This is a genomic window from Bradyrhizobium sp. ISRA464 (genome assembly GCF_029910095.1).
GTDB lineage: Bacteria > Pseudomonadota > Alphaproteobacteria > Rhizobiales > Xanthobacteraceae > Bradyrhizobium.
Genome location: NZ_CP094526.1, coordinates 4,002,268 through 4,022,659, shown reverse-complemented (window position 1 = coordinate 4,022,659; position 20,392 = coordinate 4,002,268). Strand labels below are relative to the sequence as shown.

The window sequence follows — 20,392 nt, the reverse complement described above, 5'->3', positions numbered from 1 at the left end:
CGGTTCACGGGTCAAGGAAACGGCCGTTAATTCCTTTGGACGACGCACTGTCCGCCGGCGGATTTCAGGCTTCCGCAGAACTGCGACGCCTCCTCCGGCGAACCGAACGGCCCGACCATCGCGCGATAGTAGACACCCTTCCCGCCCAGGTCGGCCCGCTTGATCACCGGGGAATGCCCACCGAGCACGCCCGGGAACTTGTTCTGCAGTGCCCGGTACGATGCCTGGGCATCGGCCTCGTTCCTCTGCGACGACACCTGGACCAGATATCCGCCGCTGCTGATCGAGGCGGTCGGCGCCGTCGATGCCATCCGGGTCGGAGGCGCCTCGGGCTGGCTGCTCGGCGCCAGCGACATCGGCTGGTTCGCACTGGCATTGGCGGACGCCGGATTGCCGCGGGGCGCTTGCGCCCTGGCGGCTGCCGGAGGCTTGGTCGGCGCGGGTGCCTGGGCCTGAGCCTGGGACGGCGCGCCATCAGGGTTATCGCCCTTGACCGACAGGGTCCGGATCTTGCGCGGCTCGTTGTTCGGTAGCGTCCCGTTGGCCGTGATCGGCGGCGGCGGCGCGGTCGTCGTCCCCACGCTGGAGACCGGCGGCGGGTTCGCATTGGCGTTCAGCGGCGGAAACACGACACGCGGTCCGGCGGTGTTCGCGTTGACGTCCACCGGCGTCTCCTCGCGCGACACGATCTTCTCGGTGCCGTCGCCCGTGGCCATCCGGTCCGGCGTCTTGGCCGGCGCGTCGGCCTGGGCCGGGATCACCTTGGTCGGCGTGTTGTCAGCCTTGATGATCGGCGGCTCTCCGCTGCGAGGTGAACCAACATAGGTGCGATAGGCGAACGCCCCTCCGGTCCCGACCACCGCGAGCGCCAGCACCGCGGCGACCGTCATCAGGCCGCTGGTCCGCCGGCGCGGCTCGGGCTCTTCCTCATAGCCCTGATAGGCATAGGGATCGTCGTGATAGGCCGGCGCACGCTGCAGATCCTGCTCGCTCGCTTCCAGCTGCCCATACAGCGCGTCGTCGTAGCGCGACGGATCGTGGTCGGCGCCCTGGTACTGCTGGTCCTCGCCGTAGGTCTCGGCCTGCTGATAGGCAGGCTCCGGATCATGATCAAAGGCCTGAACCGGCTCGGGCGCCGGCTGCGCCTGCTGAGCCGCATAGCGGTGCAACGGATGCACCGGACGCGGCTGGTAGTCCTGTTCCGGTTCGTCGTAGCCCATCTGGGGCTGCTGCGGCGGCGCAGCTTCCTGACGCGCGCGTTGCATCCAGGGCGGCGGCCCCGCGGGCGGTGCATCGTCGTCTTCGACCGGCGGCTGATAGGGTTGCGGCCGCACATTGGCTCGCGACTGCAACGGATGCGGGGGCTGTGGCTTGCTGGCGTTGCCGAACGGATCGGTCTGCCCGATCAGCCGGGCCAGCTCGGCAAGCGGATCGCTCTCGGCCTTGTGGGCCGCTTCGGGATAGGCACCGCGATCGTGATCGTCGGCGGGAAAAGGTCGGTTCTGATATCGATCAGCCATTGTGATGATGCATCCCCTTCGGGACAGCGCCAAGATCGCCGGTACAGCCGGTACGAACGAGTTGGCCCCTGCCAGATGCCCTCACAAATCCCCACTCGTGAGGGCCAAATGCCCCTACCTACCGCATCTCGGTCGGAGCGTGGACGCCTAGAACAGCTAAGCCCGATGCTAGAACCGAGACGACGCCCTGAACCATTGCCAGTCGCGCCCTCGTGATCTCTGCATCATTATTGATAATGAAGCGTAAATAGGGCAAATCGCGCCCCTTGGTCCAGAGCGCATGAAATTCGCTGGCCAAATCATACAAATAAAAAGCGATTCGGTGAGGCTCATGGGCGACCGCGGCCGCCTCGATCATCCGCGGATAGAGCGCCAGCCGCTTTAAAAGATCGATCTCGGCCTGGTCGGTCAGCCGCTCGACGGCGGCGTTCCGCAGATAGGCCAGCCGGGCCGCCTCGGCCTCGGGGAGATCCGGCACCGCCTCCTCCCGCGCATTGCGGAAGATCGAATGCCCGCGCGCGTGGCCGTACTGCACGTAGAAGACGGCGTTGTCCTTCGACTGCTCGATCACCTTGGCGAGGTCGAAATCGAGCACGGCGTCGTTTTTGCGGAACAGCATCATGAACCGGACGGCGTCGGAGCCGACCTCGTCGACCACCTCGCGCAGCGTGACGAACTCGCCGGAGCGTTTCGACATCTTCACCGGCTCGCCGTCACGCAGCAGCTTCACGAGCTGCACGATCTTGACGTCGAGCGTCGCCTTGCCCGCGGTCACGGCCTTCACCGCCGCCTGCATGCGCTTGATGTAGCCGCCGTGATCGGCGCCGAACACGTCGATCAGATTGGCGAAGCCGCGATCGAACTTGCTCTTGTGGTTGGCGATGTCGGAGGCGAAGTACGTGTAGGAGCCGTCCGACTTGATCAGGGGACGATCGACATCGTCGCCATAGGCTGTGGCGAGGAATAGCGACTGCTCGCGGTCCTCATAGTCCTCGACCGGCTTGCCCTTCGGCGGCGGCAGGCGCCCTTGATAGATGTCGCCCTTGGCCCGCAGGAAATCGATGGTCTCGGCGACCTTGTTGTTGCCGTTCGCAATCAACGACCGCTCGGAGAAGAACACGTCATGATGGATGTTGAGGGCGGCGAGATCGCCCTTGATCATCTCCATCATCATCGCGATCGCCTTGTCGCGCACGATCGGCAGCCACTCGGCCTCGCTCACGCGCAACAGCTTGTCGCCATGCTCCCTGGCCAGCGCCTCGCCGACCGGCTTTAGATAGTCGCCCGGATAAAGCCCTTCCGGGATCGCGCCGATATCCTCACCCAGCGCCTCGCGATAGCGCAGGAAGGCCGAGCGCGCGAGCACGTCGACCTGTGCGCCGGCGTCGTTGATGTAATATTCGCGGCAGACGTCGAAGCCCGCGAACTGCAGCAGGCTGCACAGCGCGTCGCCGAACACGGCGCCGCGACAATGGCCGACATGCATCGGCCCGGTCGGGTTGGCCGAGACGTATTCGACGTTGACCTTCTCGGCCTTGCCGATGTCGCTCCGCCCATAGGCCGTGCCCGCCGCCAGCACCGCACGCAGCGCGTCGGTCCAAACTTGCGGCTTGAGCGTGAGATTGATGAAGCCTGGTCCCGCGACCTCGACCGAGGCCACCAGCGCATCCGCGCGCAGCCGTTCCGCGATCTTGTCGGCTAGCTCGCGCGGCTTGGCCTTGGCGTCCTTGGCGAGCACCATCGCGGCGTTGGTCGCCATGTCGCCGTGGCTGGCATCGCGCGGCGGTTCGACCACGACGCGGGACAGATCGACGCCGGCGGGCCAGTTGTCCTCGGCGGCAACAGCAGCACAGATGGCGTGTACGCGCGCCAGCAAGTCGGCGAAAAGATGCGATGAAACGGTGATGTCGGCCATGGCAGGCCGCCTAACGCAAATCCGGGGTCAAGTCAAAAAGCCTGTGGTGCTCGATCAGGGCGAAACGGTCGGTCATCCCGGCGATGAAATTGCCGATCCGCCTGTTGCGCGCGCCTTCAGTCTCCGCCTCGGTGCCCTCGATCCATTCCGCCGGCAGGTCGCCCGGCGAGCGCCGGTAGCGCTCGAACAGGTCCCGGACCACCTGTTCCGCGTCCCCCATGATCTGCATCACCCGGGGATGGCGATACATCCGCCGGTACAGGAACGCCTTGATCGCCGCCTCCTCGTCGGCCACGTCGGGCGGGAACGCGATCAGCGGCGCGTGGTGATGACGCACGTCGTGGGCGGATTGCGGCCGGGCGGCCGCAAGCCGCCTGTTCGCCTCGGCAACCACAGCGCCGATGAAATGCGAGATCAGCTCGCGCACCAGTTCGGCGCCCCGCCGAACCTGATCGAGATCGGGATAATGCCGGTCGATCTCGCCGATGATCTCCTTGGTCAACGGCATCTCCTTGAGGTCGTCGACGGCGAACAGCCCGGCTCGCAGCCCGTCGTCGATATCGTGCGCGTCATAGGCGATGTCGTCGGCGAAGGCCGCGACCTGCGCCTCGAGCGAGGCATAGCTCCAGAGCTCAAGGTCATAAGTCGCGTTGTAGTCGGCGATCCCGACCGGAATGCCGCTGTCGCGGTAGCGCCCGGCTGGCGCGCCGCCGCGCTCGGTCAAGGGACCGTTATGCTTCACGATCCCTTCCAGCGATTCCCAGGTGAGGTTCAGCCCGCCGAATTCGGGATAGCGATGCTCCAGCGAGGTCACGACCCGCAGTGTCTGCGCATTGTGGTCGAAGCCGCCATCGGCCTTCAGGCATTCGTCGAGCGCCCGCTCGCCGGCATGGCCGAACGGCGGGTGACCGAGATCGTGCGCCAGCGCCAGCGTCTCGGTGAGGTCCTCGTCGAGGCCGAGCTGGCGAGCCAGCGCGCGGGCGATCTGCGCCACCTCCAACGAATGGGTCAGCCGGGTGCGGTAGTGGTCGCCCTCGTGGAAGACAAAGACCTGGGTTTTGTGCTTGAGGCGACGGAACGCGGTGGAATGGATCACCCGGTCACAGTCGCGCCGGAACGGGCTGCGGGTCCGGCTCGGCGGCTCCAAGACCAGCCGGCCTCGGCTGCGATCGGGGTCGCAGGCATAAGGCGCGCGGGGGGCAGCCATTCCGACCGACACGGTATTTTAGTTCCTATCCATTTGATTCCACGGCACGACGCACTTAACTATGCGGGGTGCGCAATACCAAGTGAATTGGGTATGACGCACGAGCATGATCCGGAAAAGTGGCACCGGTTTTCCGATCAGATCATGCTCAAATAGGAGCTTCGGAGACCGACCAATGACTGCTGCCATCACCGTCAGCGAACGGGCCGCCCGCCGTATCGGGCAGATCCTCAGCAAGGAAGGCGAAGGCGCCAAGCTGCGCATTTCGGTCGAGGGCGGCGGCTGCTCCGGTTTCCAGTACAAGTTCGACGTCGAACGCACCCAGGCCGATGACGACCTCGTGATCGAGCGCGACAGTGCCGTAGTGCTAATCGATCCCGCCTCGGTCCCGTTCCTGGCGGGCTCCGAAGTCGACTTCGTCGACGATCTGATCGGCGCCTCGTTCCGCGTCGTCAATCCGAACGCCACCGCCTCCTGCGGCTGCGGCACCAGTTTCTCGATCTGACCCCTTTTGCTCTGACGCGTATTGCGCACGCAACCGCGTGCGCCTACTCCGCCGCGACCACCTGCGACCGCTCGGCGTCGCCGCCGGCATCAAGCTGCGGATCGAGCTTGCGCCGCAGCCTGCGGTCGATGCGGTCGAGATAGCCGTAGATCACCGGCGTGGTGAGCATGCACAGCAATGACGTGTTGTGAACCAGTCCACTTTGGGGGTATCGCTGTGGGTACGGGCTGACCGCTCACGCGGAAAATCCCATGCAATAAGGACTTCCGATGGCAGTGCGCGTAGCGACCTGGAACGTCAATTCGATCCGGCAACGGATCGAACATCTCATGAGCTGGCTGAAAGAGTGTGCTCCGGACATCGTCTGCCTGCAGGAAATCAAATGCGTCGATGAGGCGTTTCCCCGCCTCGAAATCGAGTCGCTCGGCTACAACGTCGTCACGCATGGCCAGAAGACCTTCAACGGCGTCGCGCTGCTGTCCAAATTACCGTTCGACGAGACCAAGTCGGGACTGGCCGGCGACGACGAGGACGCCCACGCGCGCTTCCTTGAGGGCGTCGTCACGCTGAAGCAGGGTGTGGTCCGGATCGCCTGCCTTTATCTGCCCAACGGCAACCCGCCGAATACCGACAAATATCCATACAAACTCAAATGGATGTCGCGGCTTCTTGAGTATTCGAAAGAGCGTCTTAAGACGGAGGAGCCGCTGATCCTGGCTGGCGACTTCAACGTCATTCCAGCGGCCCGGGACGTCTACAATCCTGCGGCGTGGATCGATGATGCCCTGTTCCGTCCTCAGACGCGGGAAGCCTTCCAGTCGTTGCTCGGCCTCGGCCTGACCGATGCCCTGCGCGCAGTCAACGACGGGCCGGGTCTATACACCTTCTGGGATTACCAGGCCGGAGCCTGGCAGAAGAACTGGGGCCTCCGGATCGACCACCTGCTGATGTCGCCACAAGCGAGCGACCGGCTGATCGATGTCGGCATCGACAGCTACGTCCGCGCCTGGGAGAAGCCGTCCGATCATGTCCCGGTCTGGGCCGATCTCGATCTCGAGACGACCTGACCCGCCGTCGCGCTAGAACGTCAACTGCACCTTCATTGAGCGTGAGCGGTCGCTGGCGAGCTCGAAGGCGTCGACCGCGGATTCGAACGGGACCGAGGCCGACACCAGCGGCTTCAGGTCGACCAGCCCCTCGCCCATCAGCCGCAGCGCCAGCTCGAACTCGGGATCAAAGCGAAAGGTGCCGCGGAGTTGCAGCTCCTTGGCGACAATGGTGTTGATCGGCAGCGTCATCTCGCCGCCGAGACCGACCTGCACGATGACGGCACCGGGCCGCAGCAGATCGAGCGCCGGCCGCAGCGCCGCCTGATTGCCGGAGGCCTCGAACAGCACGTCGAGCTGACCCTTGCCGGCCTTGTAGGGGTCGAGCGCGGTGGCATCCGTTGCGCTGTTGATCGCCCGCGTCGCACCAAGCTTGCGTGCGATCGCCAGCGGCGCCTCCGCGATGTCGGTGGCGACGATCTCCGCCGCACCACCATAGCGCGCGACCACCACCATCAGCGCCCCGATCGGCCCGCAGCCCGTGACCAGCACCCGCTTGCCGAGCAGGCTGCCGGCCTGGCGTCCCGCATGAAGACAGACGGCAAATGGCTCAGCCATCGCCGCCTCGGCGAACGACAGACGGTGCACGATCGGGATCGCCTGCGATGCGTCGACCGTCATGAATTCGCGAAAGCCGCCCTGCACATGCGGAAAGCGCATCGCGCTACCGAGGAAGCGCATGTCGGTGCACTGGTTGCGCATGCCCTCGCGGCAATAGGAACACTGCCCGCAGGGCAGGCTCGGATTGACCGCCACTCGCATCCCCGGACGCAGATGCGAGACGCCCGCGCCGACATCGGCGATCGTTCCGGAAATCTCGTGCCCCAGCGCCATCGGCTCTCGGATCCGCACCGTGCCGAAGCCACCATGATGATAGTAGTGCAGGTCCGAGCCGCAGATGCCGCCGGCCGCAATCTTGACGCGCACCTGATGCGGCGCCGGCACCGGATCCTCAAAGCTGTCGATCCGCAAATCGTGGGGAGCGTGGATGACGACGGCGCGCATGGGTTCAGTCCCTCTGTTGGTGGCCGATTGGATCGATGCGGCTACATCGCCGCCAGCATGCCGCCGTCGACATAGATGATTTGCCCGTTGACATAGTTGGACGCCTCCGAGGCCAGGAAGATCGTCGCGCCGACCAGTTCGTCCGGCTTGCCCCAGCGCTTCGAGGGAATCCGCGACATCAGCCAGTTGTTGAATTCGGGGTTGGACATCAGCGCCTCGTTCATGTCGGTCAGCATGTAGCCCGGCCCGATGGCGTTGGCCTGGATGCCGCTCTGGGCCCATTCGACGGCCATCGAGCGCGTCAAATTGCGGATGCCGCCCTTCGCCGCCGTGTAGGGCGCGATCGTTGGCCGCGCCAATTCGCTGCCGAGCGAGCCGATGTTGATGATCTTGCCGCGCTTGCGGGGGATCATCCGCTTGGCCGCCTCGCGCCCGGTGACGAAGGCGCTGGTGAGGTTGGTCTCGATCACCTTGCGCCATTCGTCGGTGGTGAATTCGACGAGCGGCTTGCGGCGCTGGATGCCGGCATTGTTGACGAGGATGTCGATCTCGATGCCCTCGCGGTCGAAGCGCTCGAAGGTCGCCACGATCGCGGCCTCATCGGTGACGTCGAAGGCTGCTCCCTCAGCTTGGTGGCCAGCGGCGCGGAACTCGGCGACCGCCGTCTCCACCCGTGCGGGGTCAACGCCGTTGATGATCAGCCGCGCGCCGGCCTTCGCCATCCCTTCGGCAATGGCGCGGCCGAGGCCGCGGGAGGAGCCGGTCACGAGCGCCGTGCGGCCGGAGAGATCGAACAAGGCTGTGCTCATGTGAGGTCCTCAAATGTTGGAACGGCGCACGGTCAGGTCGGACCGTTCGTAAACAGCAGGAAGCAGGTCGACACCGAGCCCCGGCCCTTCCATCGGATAGACAAAGCCGTCCTTGATCACGGGCATGGTGGTGACAAGCTCGTTGTACCAGCCTTTGTAGAATGCGCGCACGGATTCCTGGATCAGCGTGTTCGGCTGGCTGAACGACATGTGGATCGCGGCGATGAAGCCGACCGGCCCGATGCAATCGTGCGGCGCGAACGGACGGTGATAGGTCTCGGCCATCGCCGCGATCTTGCGGCCTTCGGTGAGCCCACCGGTCCAGCACAGATCGGCCATCACCACATGCATGGCATCGCGGTCGAGCATGTCCCTGTAGGGAAAGCGCGAGCCGAGCGTCTCGCTGGCGCAGACCCAGACGTCGGTCGAGCGCGCATATTCGGCGAGCGCCTGCGGCGAGTTCATACGGATCGGGTCCTCGTACCAGGTCGGCCTGTAGGGCTCGAGCGCACGCGCAATCTGCTTTGCGGTCGGCAGGTTCCACAACGAATGGAGTTCGACCATGATCTCCATCCTGTCGCCGACGGCTTTGCGGATCTTCTCGAACGGCTCGATCGCCAGCTTCATCTGCGCCGCGGTGATGTACAGCCCTTTGTTCTCCTGTGCGGCCGGATCGAACGGCCAGATCTTCATCGCCGAGATGCCGCTCTCCAGCAGGCTTTCGGCGAGCGCGTCGGCGCGGTTCATGAAGGCATCGAGGTCTTCGTAGGGGCCCTGCGCCTCGCCCAGGCTCCAGTTCGACACCGGGCTGATGTTGGTGGAGCGGACATATCTGGTGCCGGCGCAGGTGTTGTAGATGCGCTGCTTGTCGCGGCAAAGACCGCCGAGCATCTGGTGCACCGGCTGGCCGCAGACCTTTCCGAACAAATCCCACAGCGCGATGTCGATCGCGGACGCCGCACGATACTCGACACCGGTCGACGATTGCGCCATTGGCAGGTTGAGCATGTCGCGGTGGATCGCCTCGATATGCAGTGGATTGCGCCCGAGCAGCCGGCCGGCAAACGTGTCGTGGATCTGCGCCTCGACCGCGCCCGCGCCGTAAAAGGTTTCGCCGAGCCCGGTCAGTCCGGTGTCGGTGTGGACACGGACCCAGATCACATTGGCGAACTCTTCGGTCCGCAACGTCTCGATCGAGGTGATTTTCATCGCGATTTCCTCCCGGAACCCGCTTGCGCACGGGCCCTTATTCTTGATTGCGAATGCGCCCCTGTCGCGGAGGCCTTGAGGTCCGTTGATACGACCGCTTGTAATATTTCACAACATGTTTTAAGCAGGCGCCGATCAATCGGGCTCACGCAATGGACGCGGGCCGGCGGGAGGAAAGCAATGGTACGGCGCAAGCGCGCGCTTCAAATCGTACGTCCCGGCGATGGGGACGAGGCCCCTGGCCGGCGCAACCGCATCAACTTTTTCGAACTCGCCTATCAGCGGATCGAGGATCTGCTGGTCAATTGCGAGCTCAAGCCGGGCCAGTTCCTCACCGTGCAGGACCTGCAGACCCTCACCGGCTTCGGCCGGACGCCGGTGCACAACGCCGTCAGCACGCTGGCCGCCGACACACTGATCATCATCCGCCCGCGCCACGGGCTACAGATCGCGCCGATCGACCTGGCGCGCGAGCGCCTGCTGCTGGCGCTGCGGCGCGACCTCGAACGCTTCGTCATTCGGCTTGCCGCCGAGCGCGCCAGCCTCTCGCATCGCAATCAGGCCCTGCACATCGAGCGGGTGATGAAGGACAAGCGGGCGACGCTGACGCTCGACGAATTCAACAGCCTCGACCGCCGCATCGACGGCCTGATCCTGGCCGCCGCCGGCGAACCTTTCCTTGCTCACACACTGCGGCCGCTGCACACCATCTATCGCCGCATTGGCTTCATCCATCACAGCTACATGCCCGGACAGGCCGACCTGGCGGGCACCATCGACAGCCATCTCGCCATTCTCAACGCGGTGGCCAACCGCCGCGTTGACCGCGCGATGGCCGCGAGCGACGCGCTGATCGATCACATGGACACGATGTTCGAGGGCATGGAAGCCGGCATCGATCCGCGGCTGCTCGATTGCAGCATCGAGCCGCTGCTCGGCGCGTAACCCTTCAACGGACAACGGGAGGAATGGCAATGACCACGATGGCACTTCCGCAGCAAACGGCGATCGACAGCGCGGTCCGCCACCTCGTCACGAACTACAGCCCCAGGGGCAACAAGGTCGGCTGGCTGATGATGGCCTCGATCCTGGTCGAGGCCTGGGATCTCTACTCGATCGCCTTCGTGCTGATCTTCATCAAGGAGCAGTACAATCCCGATCCGCTGATGCTCGGGCTCGCCGCAGCCGGCACGCAGGGCGGCGCGCTGATCGGAGCGTTGATCGGCGGATGGCTGTCCGACAAGATCGGCCGCCGCGTGATGTTCATCGCGACCATGATCATGTTCATCGTGCTGGCGCTGGCGCAGGCCGTCGTGCCCAACGTGACCTGGCTGATCGTGATCCGCTTCCTGCTCGGCATTCCGCTCGGCAGCGACATCTCGACCGGCTACACCTACATCATGGAATCCATGGCCAAGGGCGACCGCGAGGTCATGGGCAACCGCTGGCAATTCATGTTCGCGGTCGGCGAGGTGCTGACGATCGGCGTCATCATCCTGTTCCTGCTCACCAACATGCAACACGAGACGTTGTGGCGCGTCACGCTCGGTCTTGGCGCCGTACCCGCGCTGATCATCCTGATCATGCGCCACGACGTGCCCGAAACCGCCGTGTGGCTGGTGCAGCGGGGCCGTTTCCGCGAGGCCAAGCAGGTCGCGCGACACATGTACAACGACGACCTGGCGATGCTGCCCGACCAGGACGTGGTGATGCCGAAGCCGAGCACGTCCGCATTCATCGCCGATCTCCGCAAGGATCCGATCCGCTGGCGCGCCACGCTGTACGGCTGGATCGCCTGCTTCGCCCAAGGCAGCGAGTTCTCCACCTTCGCCTTCTATTTGCCGGTGCTGTTCGCGATGGTCGGCGTCTCGACCGTCCTCGGCAACAATCTCGTTACCATGGCGCTGTTCACGTTCGCGGCAGTGTCAGGCTGGGTCGGACCGTTGCTAACACCGAAGATCGGCCATCGCGGCATCGCCATCGCAGGCTTCGGGATTGTGCTGGTCTCGCTGCTGGTCGCGGCGGCCGCGCTCTACACCGACCACAAATACATCCTGCCGTTCGCCGCCGCCGGCATGCTGTGGGGCCACTATTGGGACGCCTCGAACTGCATGACGATCCCGACCATGGTCGCCAAGCCGCAATATCGCGGCACCGCGTCGGGCTTCGCCTACATGTTCGTGAAGCTGCCGTCGTTCCTGGCGATCTTCCTGTTCCCGTCGCTGTTCGCGGCGATCGGCCAGGCCAATGCGACGCTGTTCGTCGCGATCTTCCCGCTGATCGGGCTGCTCTCCGCGATCTTCATCCTGCCGGAGGTGTATGGTTACGAGCACGACTGACGACCGCCAGCGGCCGTCGGGGAAGTCTTACAAGTCGGCGCGTGATCTACGCGCAAGCGCTTCGCGCTTGTCGCAGGGAAAACCGGTACCCATTTTTCCGGATCGCGCGCTAGTCCCGGCGGCCCTGCACCCAGTGCTCTAGCATCTGCAGCGCCATCGCGCGATCATCGTCGGAGGCCTTGGCGATCGCCCGGTTGTAGCTTTCCTTGATCCAGGTCTCGTCCGGCGTCGCGCTGTCGCGCGCGAGCGTCAGCCACATCAGGCCGCGCGCCCGCTGCGGCGGCAGGCGGTCGCCGTTGAACAGCATCTGGCCGAGCAGCGCCTGCGCCTGGTGCTGGCCCTTCTGCGCGGCGAGACCGAGCCAGCGGGCGCCGTAGCGGAAGTCGTCCCGCGAGGCGTCCGGCGTCTTCAGGTACAGCCTGGCGAGGTCGTACTGGGCATCGGCGTTCCCGAAATAAGACGCGGCGTAGGAGAACATCTCCCGCGCCCGCTCGGTATCCGGCTTGATCTTGGAATTGGGAATGCCACTCAGATAGTAGCGTCCGAGCGCCACGAAGGCGTTCGCCACGACCGACGCCTGCGGCGCCGACGGCGAATCCTCGGCATGCGCATTGGCAATCCGGCTGAAATATTCGAATGCCCGCAGATCGTCCTGCGCGACCCCATCCCCATCGGCGTACATTTTGCCGAGCTTCCACTGCGCGATCGGATGACCGCTCTCGGCCAGCGACATGACGGTGGAGTTCGGCAGGGTGTCGACCGAACCTGCCGGCGCCGCAGCCCGCTTCAGGGCAGCCGCCGTACCGGGCTGAGGCGAAACCACAGGGAGCGCTGTATCCTTCGGGTTGACCGGGGCTCCGTCGAATCCGAATCCGGGGCCCGCCACCGGAATGGCCCCTAACGCAAACGCCAATATCGTACGCCTAAACGTCCGCATAACACTGTTTCTCGTGCGCGCCACCCGGATGGGTGACGGCGCCATCCACCGCCGGCCCTACTTGCTCGGCGTACTTCCACAGCGCACCAGATGTATGGTTCGTCGCGCGAGGGGCCCATTTGGTCTTACGATTTGCGAGCTCGGCGTCGCTCAAATTTACGTTAAGAACACCGACGTCGGCATCGATCTCGATGACGTCGCCGTCCTGCAACAGGGCGATCGGCCCGCCGACGGCTGCTTCAGGCCCAATATGGCCGATGCAGAAGCCACGGGTGGCGCCGGAGAACCGGCCGTCCGTGATCAGCGCGACCTTGCCGCCCATGCCCTGCCCGGTCAGCGCGGCCGTGGTCGCCAGCATCTCCCGCATGCCGGGGCCGCCCTTGGGGCCCTCGTAGCGGATGACGATAACCTCGCCTTCCTTGTAGGTGCGTTTCTGGACGGCCTCGAAGGCATCTTCCTCGCGGTCGAAGCACCGGGCCGGGCCCGTAAACTTCAGATTGGACATACCCGCGACCTTCACGATCGCACCCTCCGGAGCGAGATTACCCTTCAGCCCGACAACGCCACCTGTCACGGTGATCGGCTTGTCAGCTGGCCGCACCACGTCCTGGTGCGGATTCCATTTCACGCTTTTGAGGTTTTCGGCGATCGTTCGGCCCGTGACGGTCAGGCAATCCCCGTGCAGGTGGCCATTATCGAGCAGCGTCTTCATCAGCAGCGGAATGCCGCCAGCTTCAAACATGTCTTTGGCAACATAACGGCCGCCCGGCTTCAAATCCGCGACGTAAGGAGTCTTTTTGAAGATTTCCGCAACATCGAACAAATTGAATTTGATTCCGCACTCGTGCGCGATCGCCGGCAGATGCAACGCAGCATTGGTCGAGCCGCCGGACGCCGCCACGACAGCCGCTGCATTTTCAAGGGATTTCCGGGTCACGATGTCGCGCGGCCGGATCTTTTTCTCGATCAGCTCCATCACCTTCTCGCCGGCGGCGGCGCAGAAGGAGTCGCGGATCTCGTAAGGCGCCGGAGCCCCGGCAGAATACGGGAGCGCCAGGCCGATCGCCTCGGAGACCGTCGCCATGGTGTTGGCGGTGAACTGGGCGCCACAGGCGCCGGCCGAGGGGCACGCCACCCGCTCTATTTCGTCCAAATCCTCGTCCGACATCGCGCCGACCGAGTGCTTGCCGACCGCCTCGAACATGTCCTGCACGGTAACCGGCTGCCCGCGGAAGTTGCCGGGCAGGATCGAGCCGCCGTAGATGAAGATCGAAGGCACGTTCAGCCGCACCATCGCCATCATCATGCCCGGCAACGACTTGTCGCAGCCGGCGAGCCCGACGAGCGCGTCATAGGCGTGGCCGCGGACCGTAAGCTCGACCGAGTCGGCGATGCATTCGCGCGACGGCAGCGACGAGCGCATGCCGTCATGGCCCATGGCGATACCGTCGGTGACGGTGATGGTGCAGAATTCGCGCGGCGTGCCGCCGGCCGATGCCACGCCCTTCTTCACTGCCTGGGCCTGGCGCATCAGCGAGATGTTGCACGGAGCAGCTTCATTCCAACATGAAGCGACGCCGACAAACGGTTGATGAATCTGGGCTGTCGTTAGCCCCATGGCGTAGAGGTAGGACCGGTGCGGCGCGCGTTCGGGCCCTTCCGTCACGTGACGGCTCGGCAGCCTGCCCTTGATGCTCGTCTTGGCGTTCATCGCGCGAACCTGTTTCCCAGCCTCCCCACACCCAAACGCCGGAAGGATCAAGAATGTCCCGTCGTCGTCGCGAGCGCTGGCGAAATCAACTTTATGAATAATGCTCTCACGGAGGGGTGTGGCCAAAAAGCGGCGAGCACAAGGGTCAGCTCGATGTAAGGTTAAATGTTCAGGAACTGTTGCGACAGCGACACAATCGTGGCTGCCGCGCAACCATGTATTATTGGTCCTTATGACGCCTCGCGGGAACCACTACTGTCATTGAACTACCCACGCCCACGTCCTCGCGCGTAGCGGGAGCTGTCCTACGGATAGCCGTCGCCTGGCGTCTCGACCTCGACGACATCGATCCGCGACGCCGATTTGCCCTTGCGCAGGTCCTCATACGAGGTCGCGGCACTCAGGCAGAACAACGTTCGCCGTTCGGCACCGCCGAGCGCGCAGGCCAGCGCGCGGCGGCCGGGTACGGCAATGCGCTCGCGCTCCACGCCGTCGCGATCGATCCGGACGAAGGCGTCCTCGGTGAAGGACGCGACCCAGACCGATCCGTCGCGATCGAGGCAGATGCCGTCGGGCTCGTTCACGCGGCCCAGCCGCCTGCGCAGCTGCAGGCTGCCGTCCGGCGCGATGTCGTAGTCGGCAAGGCACGCGCCATCCATTTCGGCGACGACGAGCCGGCGGTGATCCGACGAGACGGCAATGCCGTTCGGAAACTGCAAGCCGTCGGCGACGACACGCGCGCTACCATCCGGCATCACCAGGACGATGCGGCCGACCGCGCCGCGGCCATCCGGCGGCGGCAGGTCGAAACCGAGGTCGCCGACATAGGCCCGCCCCTGGCCGTTGACGACCATATCGTCGATCGTGCCGGCGGCGAGCTGCGAGAGGTCGGCGTAGAGCGAGAGCTTGCCACCGGCAAATCGCAGCAGCCGTTTCCTGAACATCGTGAGCACCACGACGTCGCCATTGGGCAGCACGCCGAGGCCGCACGGCGTATCGTCGGTCACGGCGGCATGCTCCTGCCGTTCGCCCGACGGGCTGATGCTGAGCAGCGTCCGCGCCATGCAGTCGACGAACCACAGCCGCCCGTTATGCCACCGCGGGCCCTCGAAATAGCGGCCGCCGTCGAGGATGGTTTTCAGCCGAACTTCTCGCGCCATGGATCCTCTCTCCAGCATCGCTCCGCTCTCATCTTCGCCGGCTCCAACGGCTGTCGCACAGCATGGAACTTCGGGTTCCCTGTGGGTTCCACACCCTCAATTCCACATTTCGCCGCGTTTTCCCTGTTGAGTTGCGGCAGTCTTAAGGGGTCGTGAATCGGGGTCTGATAATCTGCGGCCGATTGTGCCGCGTATGAAGCGTGTTTGTGCCTGATGGTTTCGCAGGGGGGACCAGGGAATGAACCATTGCCTACGCCCGCTGGCGTGCTTCGCCACCGTCGCCGTATTCGCCCTGCTTCCGGTCAAGGTTACCGCGAAGCCGCATCATCAACACCAGGCCAAGAGCTCGCCAGCCGCTGACAAGAAGGCGCATGGCGCCAAGACGGCGCACGACAAGGCGTCGCGCGAGAAAACATCCGGCAAGCGCCGGCACGCCAAGCGCGGTGACGACAAGCGCAAATCCGCCAAAGCCAAATCCACTCCGTCAAAATCCGCGGATAGCGACGAGGCCCCCGCCCCCGAGAAACCCGCGGCCCCACAACTCTCTGGCGATCTTGCCGCGATCAAGGACGCGATCCTCGCCGCACGCAAGGGCAGGACCAGCGACGCGACCGACATCCAGGCCAAGATCACCGACCCGGTCGGGCGCAAGCTCGTCGAATGGTACCTGCTGCGCCATTCCGAGTCGCAGGCGAATTTCAGCCGCTATGCGGCGTTCATTGCCGCCAATCCGGATTGGCCGAGTATGTCGCTGTTGCGCCGCCAGGCGGAAGCACGGCTATGGCAGGAACGCAGCGACGCTGCCACGGTCCATGGCTTCACCCTCGATCAGCCGATCAGCGCCAAGGGCAAGTTCGCGCTCGCACGCGTGCTGCTCGCCGAAGGCGACCGCGACAGCGCAGCGAGGCTGGTCCGCAAGGCTTGGCGGTCCGACGAACTGTCGGATCGCACCGAAAGCGACGCCTATGACGCCTTCCACGATCTGCTCACAAGCGCCGACCACCGGGCGCGGATGGACAAGCGGATCGGCGCCAAGGACCTCGCCGGCGCCAGGCGCGCCGCGAAACGGCTCGGTAGCGACGAGCTCGCGATCGTGAAGGCCTGCGGCGCGGTGCGGGAGCAATCGAAGAAGGCACAGGACGCGCTCGACGACGTGCCGGCCGATGCCCGCCGCGATCTCGGCTACACGCTCTGCCGCATCCAGTGGCTCATGGTGCAGAACAGGATCGACGACGCGGCCCGCGTAACGATCGCGGCCGCGCCGGAGACCATGGCCCAGCAGGATACGGATCAGTGGTGGCGCGAACGGCGCCTGCTCGCGCGCAAGCTGCTCGACCAGGGCAAGTTCCAGACCGCGTACGACGTGGTCCGCCCCGCGGCGCTGCCGGACAACCCGTATTACCGCGCCGACGTCCACTTCACGCGCGGCTGGATCGCGCTCCGCTATCTCGACGACGCCCGGACCGCCGCGGCGCATTTCGCGCGGATCGACGAAGGTCAGAGCAACCCGATCGTGCTGGCGCGCGCTGCCTATTGGCGTGGCCGGGCCGCCGAGGCGCTCGGCAACAGGGCGGCCATGCGCGCCGATTACGAGGCCGCGGCGCGCTACCCGACCGCCTATTACGGTCAGCTGGCGCTCGCGAAGCTCGGGCGTGAGAGCATCCACCTGCACGCACCCTCGCCGACCGCGCTGGCCGGCCGGGCGGCCGGCGACGAACGGGTCCGCGCGGCCGAGATGCTTTATGAGATCGGCGAACCCGATGTCGTGCTCTATTTCGTCGCCGACCTCGCCGAGCAAAGCTCCGACGTCGACATGCTCCAGGCGCTCGGCGAGCTGACCGGCCGCCGCAACGACGCCCGCGCCATGCTGCAGATCGGCAAGATCGCGCTCGGGCGCGGGCTCGCGTTCGACCACTACGCCTTCCCGATCATCGGCATTCCCAAGCACAGCCCGATCGCCCCCGATATCGGGCGCAGCATGACCTACTCGGTGGCGCGCACCGAGAGCGCGTTCGACCAGCGCGACAAGTCGTCGGCCAACGCGGTCGGGCTGATGCAGGTGACGCCGGAAGCCGGCCGCGATACCGCCAAGCGCTTTAAGGTCAGCTACGACTGGGACCGGATGGTCTCCGATCCCGTCTACAATACGCAGATGGGCGCCGCCGAGCTGAGCGCGCTGCTGTCGGAATATCGCGGCTGCCACATCATGACGTTTGCAGGCTACAACGCCGGCCGCGGCCGCGTCCGCGACTGGATCAAGGCCTATGGCGATCCGCGCGATCCCAATGTCGACGCGGTCGACTGGGTGGAGCGGATCCCGATCTCGGAAACGCGCAATTACGTGGAGCGGGTGATGGAGAACCTCGCCGTCTATCGCGCGCGGTTCGAAGACGCCGGCACGGCGATCGCGGCGAAGGGCGGCGATGGCGTCACGACGCAGGAGACGAATGCGGCGCCGGCGGCATCGGCAATCCCGTCGCAGTGAACCAATGGTGTCGTCCCGGCGAAATCCGGGACGACGCGTGGAAAGATCGCGCCGTCAATCCACCTTCACATTGGCGGCCTTGATCATCGGCCACCATTTGGCGATCTCCGCCTTCTGCCAGGCGCCGAGCGCCTCCGGCGTGAGCTGATCCTTCGGCGGCATCTGCAGGCCGAGATTTTCGAGCTGTTTCCTCACCGCCGGGTCGTTCATCGCCTCGACCGCCGCGGCGTTGAGCTTTGCGACGATCTCCTTCGGCGTACCCTTCGGCACCCACAGGCCCGACCACAGCGTCATGTGCAATCCGGGCAGTCCGGCCTCGTCGACGGTCGGGATGTCGGGCGCATTCTCGACCCGCTTGGAGTCGGTGACCGCATAGGCACGGATGGTGCCGGCGCGGACCTGATTGATCGAGTTCGAGGTTTGATCGATGATGATGTCGATCTGGCCGGAGACGAGATCATTCAGCGCGGGTCCGGTGCCGCGATACGGCACGTATTGCAGCTTGATGCCCGAAACATTCTCAAAATAGAGCCCGGCGATGTGGCTGCCGCTGCCAGCGCCTGCGGTGCCTGCGGTCGGCGGCGACGGCCGCGACTTCAGCCATTCCAGGAGCTCCTTCAGCGATTTCGCCGGCACGGCGTTCTTGCTGACGATGATCATCGGATTGCTCGGCAGCAGCACCACCGGCTCGAGATCGTCGACGAGGTCGTAGCCGAGCTTGTAGATCGCACCATTCGCCACGTGAGTGCCGAGATGGCCGAACGAGATGGTGTAGCCGTCCGGCGCCGCGCGCACCGCTCGCCCGACGCCGATCGAACCGCCCGCTCCCGTCACGTTCTCGATCAGGAACACCTCGCCAAGCGACTGCTTCATGCGCTCGCCGAGAATGCGCGCCATCGCATCCGACGGCCCACCGGCGGCAAACGGCACCACGATGGTGATCGGATGCGAGGGATATTTTTCCGCCGACGCGATGCCGGTGAATGCCAATATCGCCAGCGCAGCCAGAACCAGTCTCAGCATCGCGTTCTCCCTGATCTTCTTCGTTCCATCATTTTAGAAGGGCCACCTTTCGACAAGATGGCCCTTCGGATGATGCGTCAGAACTGCGAGAAGTCGATCGGCTTGTGCCGATCCAGCGTCCGGGTGACCGGCGGCAACGGATATTTCAGGCCGCTCGCGCAGTTGAACAGCATCACGCGATCATTCTTGGTCACGCGGCCATCGGCGAGGCTCTGCTTGTAGGCAGCGTAAGTCGCGGCCCCCTCGGGGCACAGCAGCAGGCCTTCCTCGCGCGCGACCTCGTTAAGCGCGGCGGAGATCTTGTCGTCGTCGACGGCAATCGCAAAACCCTTGCTCTCGCGCACCGCGCGGAGGATCAGGAAGTCGCCGATCGCCTGCGGCACGCGGATGCCGGAGGCGATGGTGTGCGCATCTTCCCAGCGCGCCGCATGTTCGGTACCCGCCTCATAGGCGCGCACCATCGGCGCGCAGCCGGACGCCTGCACCGCGACCATGCGCGGGCGCTTCGAGCCGATGAAGCCGATCTTCTCGAGCTCGTCGAACGCCTTCCACATACCGATCAGGCCAGTGCCGCCGCCGGTCGGATAGAAGATCACGTCCGGCACCTCCCAGCCGAGCTGCTCGGCGAGCTCGAGGCCCATCGTCTTCTTGCCTTCGATCCGGTAAGGCTCCTTCAACGTCGAGGTGTCGAACCAGCCGACCTTGGCCTTGCCCTCGCCGACGATCTTGCCGCAGTCGTCGATATAGCCGTTGACACGGTAGACGGTCGCGCCCTGCAGCTCGATCTCGCTGACATTCACTTCCGGCGTGTCGGCCGGGCAGAAGATCGTGGTCTTGATGCCGCAGGAGGTCGCATAGGCCGCAAGCGCCGCGCCGGCATTGCCGTTGGTCGGCATCGCCATGTGCTTGATGCCAAGCGCCTTGCCCATCGACACCGCCATCACCAGGCCGCGCGCCTTGAACGATCCGGTCGGCAGCCGCCCCTCGTCCTTGACGATGATCTCGCCGCCGCCAAGTTTCGCACCAAGCTTCGGCAGGCGGATCAGCGGCGTCGTGACCTCGCCGAGGCTGACGATGTCCTTGCATTTGCGCACCGGCAGCAACTCGCGATAGCGCCACATGTCGGCCGGACGCTGCGCCAGCGCGTCCTTGGTTAGCGCCTTCTTCACGCCAGCGAGGTCATAGCGCACCAAGAGCGGCTTGCCGGCCTTGGACAGGTTGTGCACCTGGTCCGCCGGATAGTGATCGCCCTCCATCGCGCATTCGAGATGGGTGACGAAGGTGGGGCGTTCGATGGTGAGGTTGTCGTTGTCTTTCACGAGATGCGCTCTTTCTTGCTCTTGTGGTCACCGCTGCCGGTCCCGTCACCCTTAGGAGGCCGCAAAGCGGCCGCCTCGAAGGGCGACGAGCCCCGCTGTTCGATCTGGGCCGTCCATCCTTCGAGGCTCGCTGCGCGAGCGC

At 65.0% G+C, this 20,392-nt stretch carries 17 protein-coding genes; 5 read left to right on the top strand and 12 right to left on the bottom strand.

Annotation, left to right across the window (positions count from 1 at the left end):
* Positions 1-26: 26 nt before the first annotated feature.
* The 3 genes from MTX19_RS18920 to MTX19_RS18910 all read right to left on the bottom strand — a co-directional run bounded on the left by MTX19_RS18920 (position 27) and on the right by MTX19_RS18910 (position 4,654).
* Positions 27-1,520: an SPOR domain-containing protein gene (locus MTX19_RS18920; protein WP_280978793.1), complete on the bottom strand. Its 1,494-nt coding sequence runs from the start codon at positions 1,518-1,520 to the stop codon at positions 27-29.
* A 118-nt stretch (positions 1,521-1,638) separates the two neighbouring features.
* Positions 1,639-3,435, bottom strand: a complete 1,797-nt coding sequence (gene argS, locus MTX19_RS18915; protein ID WP_280986103.1) for an arginine--tRNA ligase — start codon at positions 3,433-3,435, stop codon at positions 1,639-1,641.
* Between the two features lie 10 nt (positions 3,436-3,445).
* Positions 3,446-4,654: a deoxyguanosinetriphosphate triphosphohydrolase gene (locus MTX19_RS18910; RefSeq protein WP_280978792.1), complete on the bottom strand. Its 1,209-nt coding sequence runs from the start codon at positions 4,652-4,654 to the stop codon at positions 3,446-3,448.
* A gap of 163 nt (positions 4,655-4,817) precedes the next feature.
* Between MTX19_RS18910 and erpA the strand changes: the two genes are divergently transcribed.
* Positions 4,818-5,147 (top strand): iron-sulfur cluster insertion protein ErpA, encoded by a 330-nt coding sequence (gene erpA / locus MTX19_RS18905; RefSeq protein ID WP_016846874.1) that lies wholly within the window; start codon positions 4,818-4,820, stop codon positions 5,145-5,147.
* 43 nt (positions 5,148-5,190) lie between these two features.
* On the opposite strand, the gene MTX19_RS18900 is transcribed toward erpA, so the two are convergent.
* A complete protein-coding gene (locus tag MTX19_RS18900; RefSeq protein ID WP_280978791.1) occupies positions 5,191-5,325 on the bottom strand; it encodes a hypothetical protein in 135 nt (44 codons plus the stop codon).
* Positions 5,326-5,416: 91 nt separating this feature from the next.
* On the opposite strand from MTX19_RS18900, the gene xth reads away from it, so the two are divergent.
* A complete protein-coding gene (xth, locus tag MTX19_RS18895) occupies positions 5,417-6,214 on the top strand; it encodes an exodeoxyribonuclease III (RefSeq protein ID WP_280978790.1) in 798 nt (265 codons plus the stop codon).
* Positions 6,215-6,226: 12 nt separating this feature from the next.
* Here xth and MTX19_RS18890 read toward each other — a convergent pair whose 3' ends face one another.
* The 3 genes from MTX19_RS18890 to MTX19_RS18880 are packed head-to-tail and all read right to left on the bottom strand — an operon-like array spanning position 6,227 to position 9,276.
* Entirely contained in the window at positions 6,227-7,258 is a 1,032-nt protein-coding gene (locus MTX19_RS18890) for an L-idonate 5-dehydrogenase (protein WP_280978789.1), read from the bottom strand.
* 41 nt (positions 7,259-7,299) lie between these two features.
* Complete coding sequence (locus tag MTX19_RS18885) at positions 7,300-8,067, bottom strand: SDR family oxidoreductase (RefSeq protein WP_280978788.1); 768 nt, start codon at positions 8,065-8,067, stop codon at positions 7,300-7,302.
* 9 nt (positions 8,068-8,076) lie between these two features.
* Positions 8,077-9,276: a mandelate racemase/muconate lactonizing enzyme family protein gene (locus tag MTX19_RS18880; protein ID WP_280978787.1), complete on the bottom strand. Its 1,200-nt coding sequence runs from the start codon at positions 9,274-9,276 to the stop codon at positions 8,077-8,079.
* A gap of 180 nt (positions 9,277-9,456) precedes the next feature.
* On the opposite strand from MTX19_RS18880, the gene MTX19_RS18875 reads away from it, so the two are divergent.
* On the top strand, positions 9,457-10,221 hold the full coding sequence (locus tag MTX19_RS18875) for a GntR family transcriptional regulator (protein ID WP_280978786.1): 765 nt from the start codon (positions 9,457-9,459) through the stop codon (positions 10,219-10,221).
* Positions 10,222-10,250: 29 nt separating this feature from the next.
* Entirely contained in the window at positions 10,251-11,615 is a 1,365-nt protein-coding gene (locus tag MTX19_RS18870) for an MFS transporter (protein ID WP_280978785.1), read from the top strand.
* A 109-nt stretch (positions 11,616-11,724) separates the two neighbouring features.
* On the opposite strand, the gene MTX19_RS18865 is transcribed toward MTX19_RS18870, so the two are convergent.
* From MTX19_RS18865 to MTX19_RS18855, 3 genes are all read right to left on the bottom strand, one after another.
* Positions 11,725-12,552 carry a tetratricopeptide repeat protein gene (locus MTX19_RS18865; RefSeq protein ID WP_280978784.1) on the bottom strand — a complete coding sequence of 276 codons (828 nt, stop codon included), beginning with the start codon at positions 12,550-12,552 and terminating at the stop codon, positions 11,725-11,727.
* A complete protein-coding gene (gene ilvD, locus MTX19_RS18860) occupies positions 12,539-14,263 on the bottom strand; it encodes a dihydroxy-acid dehydratase (protein ID WP_280984832.1) in 1,725 nt (574 codons plus the stop codon). The genes MTX19_RS18865 and ilvD overlap by 14 nt, the downstream gene beginning before the upstream one ends.
* 305 nt (positions 14,264-14,568) lie before the next feature.
* Positions 14,569-15,423: an SMP-30/gluconolactonase/LRE family protein gene (locus MTX19_RS18855; protein ID WP_280978783.1), complete on the bottom strand. Its 855-nt coding sequence runs from the start codon at positions 15,421-15,423 to the stop codon at positions 14,569-14,571.
* Between the two features lie 238 nt (positions 15,424-15,661).
* Between MTX19_RS18855 and MTX19_RS18850 the strand changes: the two genes are divergently transcribed.
* On the top strand, positions 15,662-17,908 hold the full coding sequence (locus MTX19_RS18850) for a lytic transglycosylase domain-containing protein (protein WP_280986102.1): 2,247 nt from the start codon (positions 15,662-15,664) through the stop codon (positions 17,906-17,908).
* 54 nt (positions 17,909-17,962) lie between these two features.
* Here the strand turns inward: MTX19_RS18850 and MTX19_RS18845 are convergent, their stop codons facing one another.
* Positions 17,963-18,931 (bottom strand): tripartite tricarboxylate transporter substrate binding protein BugD, encoded by a 969-nt coding sequence (locus MTX19_RS18845; protein ID WP_280978781.1) that lies wholly within the window; start codon positions 18,929-18,931, stop codon positions 17,963-17,965.
* A gap of 77 nt (positions 18,932-19,008) precedes the next feature.
* The gene (locus tag MTX19_RS18840) at positions 19,009-20,250 is read right to left on the bottom strand and encodes a threonine synthase (protein ID WP_280978780.1); all 1,242 of its coding nucleotides are present in this window, start codon (positions 20,248-20,250) and stop codon (positions 19,009-19,011) included.
* Positions 20,251-20,392 lie beyond the last annotated feature (142 nt).